Raw genomic sequence first — 14,794 nt, forward strand, 5'->3', positions numbered from 1 at the left:
CCTCAAGCACGTTCAATGATCACGGCCGTGGCCTGGCCGGCTGCCGCGCACAGCGTCACGAGTGCGCGGGCGAGGCCGCGCCGCTCGAGTTCGTCGAGCACGGTCCCCAGCAAGATGGCGCCGGTGGCGCCGAGCGGATGGCCCAGCGCGATCGCGCCGCCGTTGACGTTCATGCGTTCGTGCGGGATGCCGAAGTGGCGCATGTAGCGCATCGGCACGACCGCGAACGCCTCGTTCACCTCGAACAGGTCGATGTCGTCGATCCGCAGACCGGCGCGCGCGAGCACCTTGTCGGTGACGGGGATCGGGCCGCCCAGGCTCAACAGGGGCTCGGAAGCACAGGTTGCCGTCGCCACGATGCGCGCACGGGGCCGCAAACCGCGCCGCTCGCCGTACGCCCCGCTGCCCAGCAGCACCGCGCAGGCGCCATCGACGATGCCGCTGGATGACCCACCGGTGTGCATGTGCCGGACAGCCTCGAGATGGGGATAACGGCGCAACACGATGGCGTCGAAGCCGGCCTCGCCCGCAGCAATGAAGCTCGGCTTGAGCTTGGCAAGGTCCTCCATCGAGATGCCGGGTCTGGGTGCTTCGTCGCGTTGCAGGAGCAATCCGCCGAAGGCGTCATGCACCGGAAGGATCGAAGCGTCGAACCAGCCCTGCTCCCGTGCCATCGCGGCGCGGCGCTGGCTTTCCACGGCATAGGCATCGAGGTCTTCCCGGGTGAAGCCGTCGAGGGTTGCCATCAGATCCGCACACACGCCGTTGGGCACGTACGGGTACTGCTGGCCAAGCCTGGGGTCGGTGTAGGCCGCGCCACCGTCGGAGCCGATGGCCACGCGCGACATCGATTCGACGCCGCCACCGATCACCGCATCGGCCTGCCCGGAAGCGATCAGGCCGAAGCCCATTTTCAGCGTGTCCAGGCCCGAGGTGCAGAAGCGGTTGATCTGATAGCCGGCGACGCTTTCGCCGTAGCCGGCCGCCAGCAACGCGGCGCGGGCAATGTCCGCGCCCTGCTCACCGACGGGCATGACGACCCCGAGACCCACGTCCTCGAGGTCCTCGGGTTCGATGCGATTTCGCTCCTTGAGCGCGCGCAGCACGGCTGCCGCCAGGTGCACCGGGGCGACGGTGTGCAATGCGCCGTCCGGGCGGCCTTTGCCGCGCGGCGTGCGCACGTGGTCATACAAAAAGACGTTGTTCATGGGTTCACTGTGGGTGTCGACCGGTCGATCCCGGTTTTCGAATGCGACGAGCCAGCGCCTGGGCACTTCCGCCGAGCTTCGCGGCGGCCAGCCCAAGGGGGAAGGGCCGCTTCTCGCCGACTTGCAAATTCATCCGAGATGACTATAGGTTTGCCAGCAGCAAATGCGGTCGTCGCTTCCGACGGTTCCGCCGAATGTTTCAGCCGCCAGGGCCGTCCGAGGCCACCCGCTGACGCGCCACTCCTGCCGGCTCGAATCGTCGAATCCGACGATGCCGCCGCGCAACGACCAGTCCTACAGTCGCTCGTTCGAGGGCAGCACAATGGACCGCCCTGGCAGCACAAGAGCGCAGACCCATGAATCCGTACGCATTTCCTTTGCTGATCAAGCAACTTCTAGTCACGCCGATCGCCCAGCGCTCGCGCAAGGAGATCGTCTACCGCGACCGCCTGCGTTTCGGCTACCCCACCCTCGTCGAACGCATCGGCCGGCTGGGCAGCGCGCTCACGCGCCTGGGCGTCGGGCCTGACAGCACCGTGGCGGTGCTCGACTGGGACAGCCATCGCTACCTGGAGGCCTACTTCGCCGTGCCCATGCTCGGTGCGACCCTGATGAAGACCAACATCCGCCTGTCGCCCGAGCAGATCGCCTACACGCTCGACCACTCCGAGGCAGACACGGTGTTGCTGAACATCGACTTCATCCCCTTGATCGAGGAGATTCGCGCGCAGTTGCCGCGCGTCAAGCGCTTCATCTGCCTGGCCGACGACGGCCAGGTGCCGCCGCAGTTCGACTGGGCCGGCGAGTACGAGGCGTTGCTGGCCGAGGGCGATCCGACGCACGAGTTTCCCGATTTCGACGAAAACACGCGTGCCACGCTGTTCTACACCACCGGCACCACCGGGCTGCCCAAGGGCGTGTACTTCAGCCATCGCCAGCTCGTTCTGCATTGCCTGACCGTGTTGGCAACGGTGTCGCAGGCCGGCGAGAATGGCCGCTTCTCGCGCAATGACGTGTACATGCCATTGACGCCGATGTTCCATGCGCATGCCTGGGGCTACCCCTACATCGCGACGTTGTGCGGGTGGAAGCAGGTCTACCCAGGCCGGTACGAGCCCTCGATGCTCGTCAACCTGGCGAAGAAGGAAGGCGTCACCTTTTCGCACTGTGTGCCGACGGTGCTGCACATGGTGCTGTCCGCGCCCGAGGCGCAGGACGCAGATTTCGGCGGCTGGAAGATCCTGATCGGCGGCAGCGCCCTGTCGCGTGCGCTGTGCCAGCAAGCGCTGGCACGCAACATCGACGTGTACAGCGGCTACGGCATGTCGGAGAGCTGCCCGCTGCTGACCCTGGCGCAGATCAAGACGGACGCCGCCGAGGACATGGCCGACCACGAAGCCCGACGGAACTACGAGATCGATGTGCGCCTGACGCCCGGCATGCCGGTCCTCCTGTCGCAGGTGCGAGTGGTCGACGCCGGCATGAAATCGGTGCCGGTGGACGGCACGTCCGTTGGCGAAGTGGTGGTGCGCGCGCCCTATCTGACGCAGGGCTATCTGAAGAATCCCGACGCTGGCGCAGCGCTGTGGGAAGGCGGCTGGATGCACACCGGCGACATCGGGCAGTTCGACGAACAGGGCTACCTGCACCTGGTCGACCGGCAGAAGGACGTGATCAAGAGCGGCGGCGAGTGGATCTCGTCGATCGCGCTGGAGAACGCGATCAGCGGGCACCCCGGCGTGTACGAGGTGGCCGTGATCGGTGTGTTTGACGCCAAATGGGGTGAACGGCCGCTGGCCCTGGTGGTGCCCCGGCAGGCGGGTGCGCTCGACGGCGCCGAGCTGCGGCGGCACCTGCGCGCGCTGGTCGCTACCGGCGCCCTCCCGTCCTATGCGATTCCGGAGCGCTTCCAGTTCGTCGACCAGATCGAGAAGACCAGTGTCGGCAAGCTCGACAAGAAGCGCTTGCGCGAACGCTACGCAAGCCTTGCGGGATGAGGAAGGCCGCGGCAACACACCATGCTGCAACTTGACCAAGGGCATCTCGCCTCGCAGCGGGATGCCCGCAGATTCATCACGCAGGCACCTGGGCCGTCGCGCGAGCCAACTGGGTCACTTGCCCCACGAGGATCGGCAGGAGTTGTTCCGGGAGCGGATCAATGAGCTTGTCGCCATTGAATGCCTTGTCGGCAAAAGGAACAGACACCTGCTGGGTAACCACGAGCGTATGCAGGATGCCCAGGATCTGGCGCAGATGCTGAAGGCCTCGCAAGCCGCCAAAGGGGCCGACCGATGCAGACATGACGCCAGCGATCTTGTTTCGAAATGCGCGGCACGCCGTCTGTCCCTCGCCATCAGTGGGTCGGGACACCCAGTCGATCGCGTTCTTCAGAACCCCGGAAACGGATCCGTTGTATTCGGGCGATCCGATCAGGAATCCCGAGTGACTGACGAACAAGGCCTTGAGTTCGCGCGCAGCGCTCGGAAAGCCGGCCGCCTCGATCTGGGGCGAGTACAGCGGCAACGGGAAGTCCGCCAAGTCGATCTGCGTCACGACGGCCCCCATCTCACGCGCGACATCTGCCGCGCGATTGACTAGCGTCTGATTGAACGAACCAGCTCGCAGGCTGCCGGAAAAGGAGAGCAACTTAACTGTCGACATCGATTCACCCATATCAATAGAGTCCTAAGTTTATTGCAAGTTTGCTTAGTCGACTACATAATAATCCGGCTGATTGCACCCCGAGACATCGGCCATATCAAGAGGAACATCACATGACAACCAATGGGAACACTGAGTTCGACATTCGCGGCGTCAATCACTTGGCGCTGGTCTGCAAGGACATGCGCCGGACGGTCGAGTTCTACCGCGACGTGCTTGGCATGCCGCTGGTCAAGGTCATCGACCTGCCCAACGGAGGGCTTCACTTCTTCTTCGACATCGGCAACGGCGACAAGATCGCCTTCTTCTGGTTTCCGGTGGCGCCCGAGGCGCATCCGGGAGTCGCTGCACCCGCTGCGCTGCCAGGTCAGGGATCGTGGCTTTCGGCGCACGGCTCGATGAACCACATCGCCTTCAACGTCCCGGCGGACAAGTTCGATGCCTATGTCGCGCGCCTTGCACAGAAGGGCGTCGAGGTTTCCCGCGTCCTCAATCACGACAACTCTGCCAAAGGGGCCACCGAAACCCTCACGGATGACGTCTACGTTCGCTCGGTGTACTTTTTCGATCCTGACGGTGCCTGCCTGGAGTTTGCAGCCTGGACGCGTGATCTCGACGAATCCTATGAGCGTGATGTCACGCAGCGGATTCTGACTCGCCTCGGCATCCCGCAAAGCGCGTAAGGCCGACAGCAGCACGAAAGGGCGGGGCTCTGCCCTGCAGCCAGCGTGCCCGCATCTCGATCGGCAATCTCACGAAAGACGTGCGTGCCGTTGATATCTCGATGCGCGTGATCGGCTGAGCTGCTTACGGCGCTCCGTTGTCGGTATGAGAATCCGACACCAGGTCGTCGCGGGCAAGGTTGTCCAGCATCACAAGCATGGCGCGACGCGTGGTTGCGATGGCCGCCTCGTCGAGGCCGCGCATCGCCAGGCCGTTGACCTCCTCGGCCAGCGGCACCAGCTTCTTCTTCAGGGCTCTGCCGGCCGGGGTGAGGTAGACGTACAGATTCTTCCGGTTTCCCGCCATGTGCTCTCGCCGGATGTAGCCCAGTGATTCCATCGCGCGCAACGCGATGAGCGTGGTCGGCTCCATGACGCCCGCTTCCTGGCTGAGCTCGCGCTGAGTGAGGCCGTCGTGCTCCCAGAGAATCCGCAGGAAGGTCCAGTGCCCGAGAGACACGCCGTGCGTGACCAGCCGCGCTTGCAGCGATCTCAGAAAGCTGCGAGTGGTGTCCTTGACCAAGTGCGCCATTCGGTCATTCGGAACCGCCTCATGCCAATGTTTGAGCAATCGACCGGAGATTTCGGCTTCACGCGCCGCTGTGAGTTTGGACATGCGCGCTATTTTCTCAGAGGCGCGCAGGCCATGGCTTGGCGCGATTCACTGTTGCGCGATTTTCGGACCCTGCCCGGCCACGTGCGCGGCCGAGCTCCCGAGAAGAAAATCAGCTTGCAGCGTCGGCGCTCATAGCGGGAAACGCGCCTGGAGCCAAGGCAGCAGCTTTGCCAATTGCTCGGCCGCGCCGGCATCTTGCGGCTCGTCGCCATCCGGCTCGAAATAGTGCAGCCGATGGGGAAATTCAAACAAGGTCTTGTCGGTGCTCGCCAGCGAATCCATGATGCCCTTCGTGTGCTGCGGGTACGCATCGAGGTCGCGGCCGGCATGAACGACAGCGACTGGTTCGGTCACGGACGGGGCCGTTTTCAGGACATTGGCATTGCTGCTCAGCCCCGACCAGGTGGACAGCCACGCGTCTGGTGTCTGCAGCCGTCCGAAGCCGAGCAGCTGGAAATTCATGATGTCGGGCCGGTCGCTCAACAGACTGCCGTAGCCCCGCTCGCTCGGATCAATGCTGTTGTCCACGTAGTTCAGGTTGGCCATGGTGCGGTAGGTCGTGATCACCGGCGTGAACGTCGCTTGCTGGACGGCAGAACGCTGCAAATGCTGCGGGGCATTCTCGAAGCCCGGCCAGTTGCACAGATCCTCGCCGCGGCTGCGCTCGTCGATCAGCGAATGGGCCAGTGCGTCGATCCGCGCCACGCGTTCCAGCTGCTTGCGGCGGTAGCGAAGCACGAATTCGGGGTCGTATCGCGTCCACTGCGGGGCCGGCTGGAAACCGTTGATCGGGTCATACATATCCAGCGACGAATCGGTCAGCATGGGGTTGTGCTCGTCGACCACTGACGGATCGATGGTCTGGCTGAGCACCAATCCTTGGCCTAGATGCGCGGCCGAGATCATCATCGCGTCGAACGCAGGCATCGAGATATCGGCCAATGGCACCGGCCGCCCGGCCGGCGTCTTGCGCAGGCGCTCGGAAGGCTTGGCTTTGGCCTGCTGCTGGTAGAAGCAGCCCAGCGTGCCGCCGCCCGAATTGCCGAGCCACACGACCTTCTCCACGCCGCACTCGTCGCGCAGCCAGTTGACGTAAGCCGCCAGGTCGATGAGCAGTTGCTCGTGCACGCAGTTCAGGTCGTTGTTGATCGATCGCAGGTTGGCGCCGACGCAGGCGTAGCCGGCGCGAAGCAACGCCGGGAAGGCATAGTGCTGCGAAAAGTCCACCCGCGGATGCGCCGCGATCACGGCCACCTTGGGCCGCGGGTTCGACCGGGGTGTCCAGTGCAGTCCCCTCACCTGCACGCCATCGTGGGTGTTCAGGAGCACAGGTTCGCATTGGGCGAACTCGTTCACTGGCTCGCGAAAGCGAATCCAGCTGGCGCGCCAGTAAGTGGCGGAAAGCAGTCGGGAAGCAGTCATGGGGTCCTCGTCAAAGTATCTGAATTCGCTGCGCCTGTGCAGCAGTATGGCCGGAGTCCATGGCCTGCGCGGCGCGCCAAACGCCGCGAAGGTTCACATCCGTCGTCCTCGTCCGGCAGCATCTTCGCGGCGCCCTCGATGCGATTGCCATGGCGCGCTGCATCATCGTTCGATCACCACGCCCGAGCGCTGGACCATCGACCGCCAGGTCTCCATGTCGCGCTTCATGGCCGGCTGGAACTCCGGGCCGTCCATCCAGTTCATCGTGATATTCAGGTCGTCCAGCGTCTTGCGCATGGCGGGATCCTCGCCAATGGCGTGAAGCTCCTTGACCAGCCTGGCGGCAATGTCAGGCGGCAATTTGGCGGGTGCCATGAAGGCATACCATCCACCCGTCCAGTTGACCTCCTTGAAACCCTGTTCCAAGAATGTGGGCACGCTGGGCAGCGAGGGTGCGCGCCCGGGCGCGATGACGGCCAAGCCCTTGAGCGTTCCGCTTTGAATGTGCGCGCGCGCGGTGGCTACCGTCAGCAGCGCCAAGTCGATCTGGCCACCCACCAGGTCGGTCAGCGCCGGCGCTTCGCCCTTGTAGGGCACGTTGAGCATGCCCAGCTTGGACGACTTGTTGAACACCTCGAGGATCACCTGGGGACCGAGCCCCGTGGTGCCGAAAGTCAGTCCTTTGCCGGGCGCGAACCGCACCAGCTCCGTGGCGGAGTTGGCCCCCAGGGCGGTGCGGGCGACCAGCACCGTCGCCGCCGCGCCAATGCGGCACAACGGCGTGAAATCGGCGATCGGGTCGTATCCGACATCCTTGAACTGCACCGGATTCTGGACGTGCTGGGTAAAGGTCAGCATCAGCGTGTAGCCATCCGCTGGCGCGCGCGCCACGGCCACCGTGGCCGGAATGCCATTCGCGCCGGGTCGGTTTTCCACCACGACAGGCTGCCCGACACGTTCACCAAGCCGTCGGCCGAACTCACGCGCCATGACGTCGGCCGTGCCGCCGGGCGTCACGGGAACGATGATCTTGATCGGGCGCACGGGCCAGCGCTCCTGGCTACGCGTCAGCGATGTCATGGTTGGCAAGACCGATGCGCCCAACAGTTTGACGAAAGTGCGTTTTCTCATTCAGCGTCTCCTTCTCCAAAGTCAATCGTGAGCCAATGGCAGTGAAGAAGGCCGAGTAGCGCCAGGACACCGCCAAGGGTTGACCCGGCTGCATTCAGTGTAGGACCGCGCCTTTCGGCAACCCATCGTCCGTTGCGACGTATTCGATCACCGTGATCCGACCGGCCAAATTCGTCGAATCCGACGATGGCGCCCGCCGGAGCGCGCGGCGAGCATCCGTACCTGCGACGTGAGCTTCACGCCGACCTTGGTGCGCTGCCGCGCGTGCCAGGCAACAACGACTGACATGTTGAGGGATGGATGGCTGGACCGCTTACAGGATTGCGAATGGTCGAGATGGCCGGATTGGGGCCGGGGCCTTTTTGCGCCATGCTCTTCGCCGATCTCGGTGCCGACGTCATTTCCATCGACCGCCCGGGAGGCCCGGGAGGCCCGGGCGAAGTGACCGGACGCGGCAAACGCCGCCTGACGCTCGACCTGCACCAGCCGGAAGCCCGCGAAGATGCGCTCGCATTGATTGCCCAGGCCGACTTTCTGGTCGAAGGTTTTCGACCGGGAGTGATGGAGCGCCTGGGCTTGGGCCCTGCCGAGTGTCACGCCCTCAACCCGCGCCTGGTCTACGGCCGCATCACCGGGTGGGGCCAGACCGGCCCCTTGTCCGCCGCCGCCGGCCACGACATCAACTACATCGCCCTGAGTGGCGCGCTGCATGCCATCGGCCGCCCAGGCGAGGCGCCGCCCCCGCCACTCAACTACATCGGCGACTACGGCGGGGGCGCCATGCTTCTGGCGGTGGGCCTGCTGGCCGCCCTGAATGAAGCGCGCAACTCGGGCCGCGGCCAGGTCGTCGACGCGGCAATGACGGACGGCGCCGCGCTGCTGTCCTCGTTGTTCTATGGCCTGAAGGCGGCCGGGCAATGGTCTGGCGAGCGCGGTGGCAACCTGCTGGACGGCGGGGCGCACTTCTACGACACCTACGCATGCGCCGACGGCAAGTTCGTCGCCATCGGCGCCATCGAGCCGCAATTCTTCCGCCGCTTGTGCGAGCTGTGCGGGCTGGACGAGTCCTTCGCCGCGCAGCAAATGGACCGCTCGCAATGGCCGCTGATGAAGCTGCGCTTGGCCGATGTCTTTCGCACGCGCACCCGCGACGAGTGGTGCTCGGTGCTGGAAGGCAGCGATGCCTGCTTTGCGCCGGTGCTTGACTGGGACGAGGCGCCGGCCCATCCGCACAACCGTGCGCGCGGCACCTTCGTCACGCTAGGCGACGTCGTGCAGCCGGCCCCGGCGCCGCGCTTCTCGCGTACGCCCGCGGAAACGCCGCGCGCCGGCCGCAGCGCTGACCTGGCCGTGGCGCTGGACGACTGGGGTGCGCGGCGACCCGCCGCCTGCGCAGGCGCCTGATCATGCCCATCGATCTCCAGCGCAGTTGGTCCGACCCGGACCTGGAACAGTACCGCGACACGGTCGTACGCTTCATCCATGCCGAACTCGCGCCGGGCGACGCCCAGGCCAGGCGCGACGGCAACGTCGGGCTTGCGGTCTGGCGCAAGGCCGGCGAGCTCGGCCTGCTGTGTACCGACATCCCGGAGGAATGGGGTGGCGGGGGTGGCGATTTCCGCCATGAGGCGGTCGTCTATGAGGAACTGGCACGCCGAGCGCTCAGCGGCATGAACATTTCGGTGCACAGCATCGTCGCTCACTACCTCCTCAACCACGGCACAGACGACCAGAAGCGGCGCTATCTGCCGCGCATGGCGCGAGGCGAGTTGGTGGGCGCGATCGCCATGACCGAGCCGGGCGCCGGCTCGGATCTGCAGGGCATCCGGACACGGGCCACGCCGACAGCCACCGGATGGCGCATCGATGGCAGCAAGACCTTCATCAGCAACGGCCTGCTGGCCGGGCTGGTGCTGGTGGTCTGCAAGACCGACCCGTCGCAGCGCGCCAGCGGCATGTCGATCCTGATCGTGGAAACGGAAGGCGCGGCGGGCTACCGCGTCGGGCGCGTCCTGCACAAGATGGGCATGCAGGCCCAAGACACTTCGGAGCTGTTCTTCGACGGCGTCGAGGTGCCCGGGCAGAACCTGCTCGGCGGAATTCAGGGCCGAGGCTTCTACCAATTGATGGGTGACCTTCCCTACGAGCGCCTGGCGATCGGCGTGATCGCGCTGGCTGCCATGGAGGGCGCCTACCAGGCCACACTGGACTACGTGCGAGAGCGGCAGGCCTTCGGCAAGCTGCTGGTGGAGCAACAGAACACGCGCTTCAAGCTGGCCGAGATCGCCACCCGGATCATGGTCGGCCGGGCCTTCGTCGACCAGTGCGTCCAGCGCCTGCTCACCGGCGACCTGGACACCGCCACCGCCTCGATGGCCAAGCTATGGGCCTCGGAAGCCCAGGGCCAGGTGGTGGACGAGTGCGTGCAACTCTTCGGGGGTTACGGCTACATGGACGAGTACCTGGTCAGCCGCCTCTACACCGACGCCCGCGTGCAGCGAATCTATGGCGGCACGAGCGAGATCATGAAGGAAGTGATCGCGCGGTCGCTCTGAGCCAGCCGCTTCGATCGACAACCCGTTGCGTAGCGGGAACACATGGAGACTACAGAATGCTATGGAATTCCTTTTTCCGTCGCTGCGCCGTCGCCAGCGCAGTGCTGTGCGTCACCGCCGGGGCCGGGGCCCAGACTGCTTCTTCCCTGCACAAGCAGGTGGCGCCCATCGTGTCCGGCATGTACCCCTCGCTCGAGGTGCTCTACAAGGACATCCACGCCCACCCTGAACTCGCGTTCCAGGAAGTGCGCACCGCCGCCAAGCTGGCCGAGGAGATGCGCAAGCTCGGCTTCGAGGTGACGGAGAAGGTCGGCGGCACCGGCGTCGTCGCCATCTACAGGAACGGCGCCGGCCCCACCGTGCTGGTGCGCACCGAACTCGACGCCCTGCCGATTGAAGAGAAGACCGGCCTGCCTTACGCGAGCAAGGCCAAGACCCAGTTCAACGGCCGCGAGACCTTCGTCGCCCACAGCTGCGGCCACGACGTGCACATGGCCAGCTGGGTCGGCACCGCGCGCACCCTGCTGGCGATGAAGGACCAGTGGAAGGGCACCCTGATGTTCGTCGCCCAGCCGGCCGAGGAAACGGTGTCGGGTGCCAAGGCGATGATCGACGACGGACTGTTCAAGCGCTTTCCCAAGCCCGACTACGCCTTGGCGCTGCACGTCTCGCCCCTGCCCTACGGCACCATCGGCTACATGATCGGCCCGGGCAGCTCCAACTCCGATTCGCTCGAGATCACTTTCAAGGGTCGCGGCGGCCATGGCTCGGCGCCGGACAAGACGATCGATCCGATCGCCATCGCCGCGCGCTTCGTCACCGACGTGCAGACGGTGATCAGCCGCGAGAAGGACCCGGCCGAGTTCGGCGTGGTCACCGTCGGCGCCATCCAGGGCGGCACCGTGGGCAACATCATTCCCGACACGGTGGTGCTGCGCGGCACCATCCGCGCCTACAAGCCCGAGGTGCGCGAGAAGGTGCTGGCCGGCATCCGCCGCACGGCGAACGCCGCCGCCATGATGGGCGACGCGCCCGAGCCGGTCGTGGAGCTGGTGTCCGGCGGCAAGGCCGTCATCAACGATCCCGCCGTATCTACCCGCACCGCGGCCGCGCTGAAGGCGGCGCTGGGCAACGCCAACGTGGTCGAAGTACCGCCGTTCGGCGGCAGCGAGGACTTCTCGGAGTTCCTCAACGCCGGCGTTCCGGGCATGATGTTCTCTGTCGGCGCCGCCTCGCCGGATGACCTGGCGGCCTCGCGCAAGCCCGGTGGCAAGCCGGTCCCCTACAACCACTCGCCCTCCTTCGCGCCGGTGCCCGAGCCCTCGATCAAGACCAGCGTGGTGGCGATGAGCCTGGCGGTGCTGACGGCGATGGCGCCGCAGCCGTAAGTCGGCGCGCCTGAACCGGCGTGGCGTATCGCCGCGCCGGTCCTCTCAGCCGATCAGGCCGTGCCGGCGCGCGATCGACACCGCCTGGGTGCGATTCTGGGCCGCCAGCTTGATGTTGATGCTGCGAAGGTGGGTACGCACGGTGCTTTCGGCGATGAAGAGCTTCTCGGCCATCGCACCGTTCGAGTAGCCTTCCGCCACCAGTTTGAGCACTCGCAACTCCTTGTTGGTAATGGGCTCTCCCCGCCAAGGGGCTTGCGTCGCTGGTGCCGGGCCTGATTCACCAGCCAGCGCGTCGCCGCCCAGCGATGCGAGCAAGCGCTGCACGTACTCCAGCAGGATAGGATCTTCCGGCCGGCAGGCCTTGCTCAGGTTCTGCAGCACCGCCTGAATGGGGCCCACGACGGCCGCGCCTTCATCGAGGATCAATCGCGCGAAGCCCTCGCGGCTGCCCGCCAGCAGCACCTCGGCCATCGCGTCGGCGGCAGCCTGGGCGTTGTTCTGGCGCCATAGTGCCACCGCCCACAGCACCCGAAGCTTGTGCGCTCGACGGATGCGCGACTCGGCGTGCGCCATCGGCAGTTCGGCCTCGATGCGCCGGGCTGCCGCAGCCGCATCGCCGAACTGAACCTCCCAGCGCAACCAACCGATGCCGATGTCCAGCAGCTCGTGCGCCGGGAGCCGCTGACGCGCCACCCGATCCCATACTTCACGGTCGTCACTGCGCTCCAGTTCGGCGCGCGAGCCGAACGCATTGCCCTGACGCATGAGCATGCAGGCTCGCTCGAGTCTGGCCGACGCCACCACCCGCGGCAGTTTTCTCAGGTGACCCAGGGACTCCAATTCGGTCAGCACGCGCGACGCGCCATCGACGTCGCCGCGCCCGAAAAGCAGTCGCGAGCGGATCGCGTGGCACTCGATCATGTGGTCCGGCAGCCCGACATCGCGGGCCAGAGGCAAGTAGACGTTCAGCAGACTTTCGACCGACTCCAGGTCGTCGGCCTCGTACATCGCGCTCGCGTAGAGAACGCCCGCCCACGCATTGCCGCCGGTATAGCGGTACGAGCTGGAGCGCGTGCTGCCCACCGCGATCCGAAAGCGTGCCATGGCCTGGCGGAACATGCCGCGCTGGAAATCCAGCATGCCCTCCGTCGACTCGGTGTACATGCGGTTGAAACCACTGCCGTACTGCGCGCTGCGGGCCGAATCGAGCAGCCGCTGGGCCTCGCGTGTCTCGCCCAACACCGCCGTGACGTGCGCCATGCAATTGATCAAGACGGTGTCTGCAAAGCGCACCGCGGTCGGCAGCCGTGCCAGGCCCTCGCGGCCCAGATCGTTGGCCTCGGGATAGCGGTCAGCCATGGCGAGCAACAGTGGACGCAGCGCATTCACGTGGGCACCGATGATGGTGTCGTCGCTCGTCGCGATGCCGCTGTCGAACAGCAAGGCGTGGGCCTCGGCCGGACCCTGGGTGAACAGGACCGCCCAGATTTCCATGGCCTGCATCAGCGGATGCTGGCGCAACTGAGCGCGCGGGATGGCAGCGAACCAGCGCGCCAGCAACCGCATGCGCCCTTCTTCCAGAAAGCCCTGCGCCGTGCGTGACAGCAGCGTCAACGCATACGGAAAATCCCCGCCTTCGATCGCATGATCGATGGCGGATACCGGTCGGTCGGCCGATTCGTACCATGCAGAGGCGGCCAAGTGCAGCCGCACGACTTCATCCGGATGTTCGCGGGCCAATTGGGCCCGCAGGAATGCGGCGAACAGGCTGTAGAAGCGGTAACGAGGCTCGACAGCATCGGTCTCGACCGGCAGCAGAAACAGGCTGGATGCATGCAGGTGCGCCAGCATGCGTGCGCAGTCGGTACGCGGCAGCAACGCCTGGCACAGCGAAGGGCTCAACTGCCGCAGGATGCTGGTGCGCATCAGGAAATCGCGCACCTCCGGTGGCTGGCGGCCGAGCACGTCTTCGGCCAGGTACTCGGCGATGACGCCGCTCCCGCCGGACAGTCGGTGCACGAAGCTGGCCGGATCGTCGTGGCGTTCGAGCGTGATGGCAGCAAGCATGAGCGCCGCGACCCAACCCTCCGTGCGTGCGTGCAGTGTCTCCAGCACGTCGTGGGATAGCGCCGGCAGGCCACGCGCCTGCAGGAACTCGCGCGTCTCTTCCACGCTGAAACGCAATGCCTCGACGTCGATCTCCATCAACTGTCCGCGCACGCGCAACCGGCCGAGATCCAGATCGGGCAGGTGGCGCGAACCGACCACCAGCCGCCCGTTGCGCGGCAAGCGCGCGACGATCTCGCGCAGCAGCGCCAGCACGGCGGGAGACTGCAGGACCTCGAATTCATCCAGGAACAGTGCAAATGGGGGCCCCTCTCGCTCGAGCAGCGCAACCGCATCAGCATCGCCTCTGGTTTGCCCATCGTCGGCGATCTGCAGACGGGCTACGGCTTCCGCCAGACAACTGAGGAAGCGGGGCACGTCGTTGTCGGCCGCGTCGAGCGTGATCCATGCCGTCGCGATGCCGCGCGCCTGCAGCTGTTCGTGAATCTGGCGCAATGCCGTGGTCTTGCCAAAGCCAGCGGGCGCACGCACCAGCACCAGTTTGGCAGCGGCGCCGCGCTCGACGCGGTCGGTGACCACTTGGCGATGCACCAGTGAGGCGTTGGAACCCGGGAGGTCGAACTTGCCGGCGTGCGCCAACGCACGCTCGCGAGCCAGAGTGGCAGATGGGGGCGACGACATGGACAACTGCTGGCGAAGAGTGGCGTCGGATTCTAAGGCCTCTAATCGTTTTTGGAAGCCGCTCCAGCGCGCCCTCGGAAAAACACCTAGTCGCATGCGACGAATTGCACCGCGGACCCAGGCAATGGAATCCGTCTGAACCGACGATGCCCAGCGGGAAGGCCCCCGCCTAGAGTCCCCCGTCAGCAGCGCCATCCCATTGAGACCTGCAACGAACAGCGACTTCAGTCGCAGTTCACAGGGCTTTGGAGTCCAGATGAAACAAGTCTGGCGTGCCATCGCGCCAGCTTCCCATGAGGAAGCCGGCTCGGCGGACAGGGGGAGACAAGGGTGCCAGGCA

11 protein-coding genes are annotated in these 14,794 nt (G+C 65.7%); 5 read left to right on the forward strand and 6 right to left on the reverse strand.

Features of this window, described 5'->3' with window-relative positions:
• Positions 1–2: 2 nt before the first annotated feature.
• Entirely contained in the window at positions 3–1,208 is a 1,206-nt protein-coding gene (locus AC1DYK_RS12600) for an acetyl-CoA C-acetyltransferase (RefSeq protein WP_478166700.1), read from the reverse strand.
• Positions 1,209–1,564: 356 nt separating this feature from the next.
• Between AC1DYK_RS12600 and AC1DYK_RS12605 the strand changes: the two genes are divergently transcribed.
• Positions 1,565–3,205 (forward strand): fatty acid--CoA ligase, encoded by a 1,641-nt coding sequence (locus AC1DYK_RS12605; protein ID WP_478166614.1) that lies wholly within the window; start codon positions 1,565–1,567, stop codon positions 3,203–3,205.
• 76 nt (positions 3,206–3,281) lie between these two features.
• Here the strand turns inward: AC1DYK_RS12605 and AC1DYK_RS12610 are convergent, their stop codons facing one another.
• Positions 3,282–3,881 (reverse strand): NADPH-dependent FMN reductase, encoded by a 600-nt coding sequence (locus AC1DYK_RS12610; RefSeq protein ID WP_478166615.1) that lies wholly within the window; start codon positions 3,879–3,881, stop codon positions 3,282–3,284.
• 101 nt (positions 3,882–3,982) lie between these two features.
• On the opposite strand from AC1DYK_RS12610, the gene AC1DYK_RS12615 reads away from it, so the two are divergent.
• Positions 3,983–4,552, forward strand: a complete 570-nt coding sequence (locus AC1DYK_RS12615; protein WP_478166616.1) for a VOC family protein — start codon at positions 3,983–3,985, stop codon at positions 4,550–4,552.
• 124 nt (positions 4,553–4,676) lie between these two features.
• Here AC1DYK_RS12615 and AC1DYK_RS12620 read toward each other — a convergent pair whose 3' ends face one another.
• The 3 genes from AC1DYK_RS12620 to AC1DYK_RS12630 all read right to left on the reverse strand — a co-directional run bounded on the left by AC1DYK_RS12620 (position 4,677) and on the right by AC1DYK_RS12630 (position 7,760).
• Positions 4,677–5,207 carry a MarR family winged helix-turn-helix transcriptional regulator gene (locus AC1DYK_RS12620; protein WP_478166617.1) on the reverse strand — a complete coding sequence of 177 codons (531 nt, stop codon included), beginning with the start codon at positions 5,205–5,207 and terminating at the stop codon, positions 4,677–4,679.
• Between the two features lie 129 nt (positions 5,208–5,336).
• Positions 5,337–6,563 carry an alpha/beta hydrolase gene (locus AC1DYK_RS12625; protein ID WP_478166618.1) on the reverse strand — a complete coding sequence of 409 codons (1,227 nt, stop codon included), beginning with the start codon at positions 6,561–6,563 and terminating at the stop codon, positions 5,337–5,339.
• Positions 6,564–6,791: 228 nt separating this feature from the next.
• A complete protein-coding gene (locus AC1DYK_RS12630) occupies positions 6,792–7,760 on the reverse strand; it encodes a Bug family tripartite tricarboxylate transporter substrate binding protein (protein WP_478166619.1) in 969 nt (322 codons plus the stop codon).
• A 300-nt stretch (positions 7,761–8,060) separates the two neighbouring features.
• Between AC1DYK_RS12630 and AC1DYK_RS12635 the strand changes: the two genes are divergently transcribed.
• The 3 genes from AC1DYK_RS12635 to AC1DYK_RS12645 are packed head-to-tail and all read left to right on the forward strand — an operon-like array spanning position 8,061 to position 11,703.
• The gene (locus AC1DYK_RS12635; RefSeq protein WP_478166620.1) at positions 8,061–9,164 is read left to right on the forward strand and encodes a CaiB/BaiF CoA transferase family protein; all 1,104 of its coding nucleotides are present in this window, start codon (positions 8,061–8,063) and stop codon (positions 9,162–9,164) included.
• Between the two features lie 2 nt (positions 9,165–9,166).
• Entirely contained in the window at positions 9,167–10,315 is a 1,149-nt protein-coding gene (locus AC1DYK_RS12640; RefSeq protein WP_478166621.1) for an acyl-CoA dehydrogenase family protein, read from the forward strand.
• 56 nt (positions 10,316–10,371) lie between these two features.
• On the forward strand, positions 10,372–11,703 hold the full coding sequence (locus tag AC1DYK_RS12645) for an amidohydrolase (RefSeq protein ID WP_478166622.1): 1,332 nt from the start codon (positions 10,372–10,374) through the stop codon (positions 11,701–11,703).
• A 45-nt stretch (positions 11,704–11,748) separates the two neighbouring features.
• On the opposite strand, the gene AC1DYK_RS12650 is transcribed toward AC1DYK_RS12645, so the two are convergent.
• Positions 11,749–14,412: a winged helix-turn-helix domain-containing protein gene (locus AC1DYK_RS12650; RefSeq protein ID WP_478166623.1), complete on the reverse strand. Its 2,664-nt coding sequence runs from the start codon at positions 14,410–14,412 to the stop codon at positions 11,749–11,751.
• Between the last annotated feature and the right edge of the window lie 382 nt (positions 14,413–14,794).

Source organism: Variovorax sp. P2_H12 (assembly GCF_056403395.1).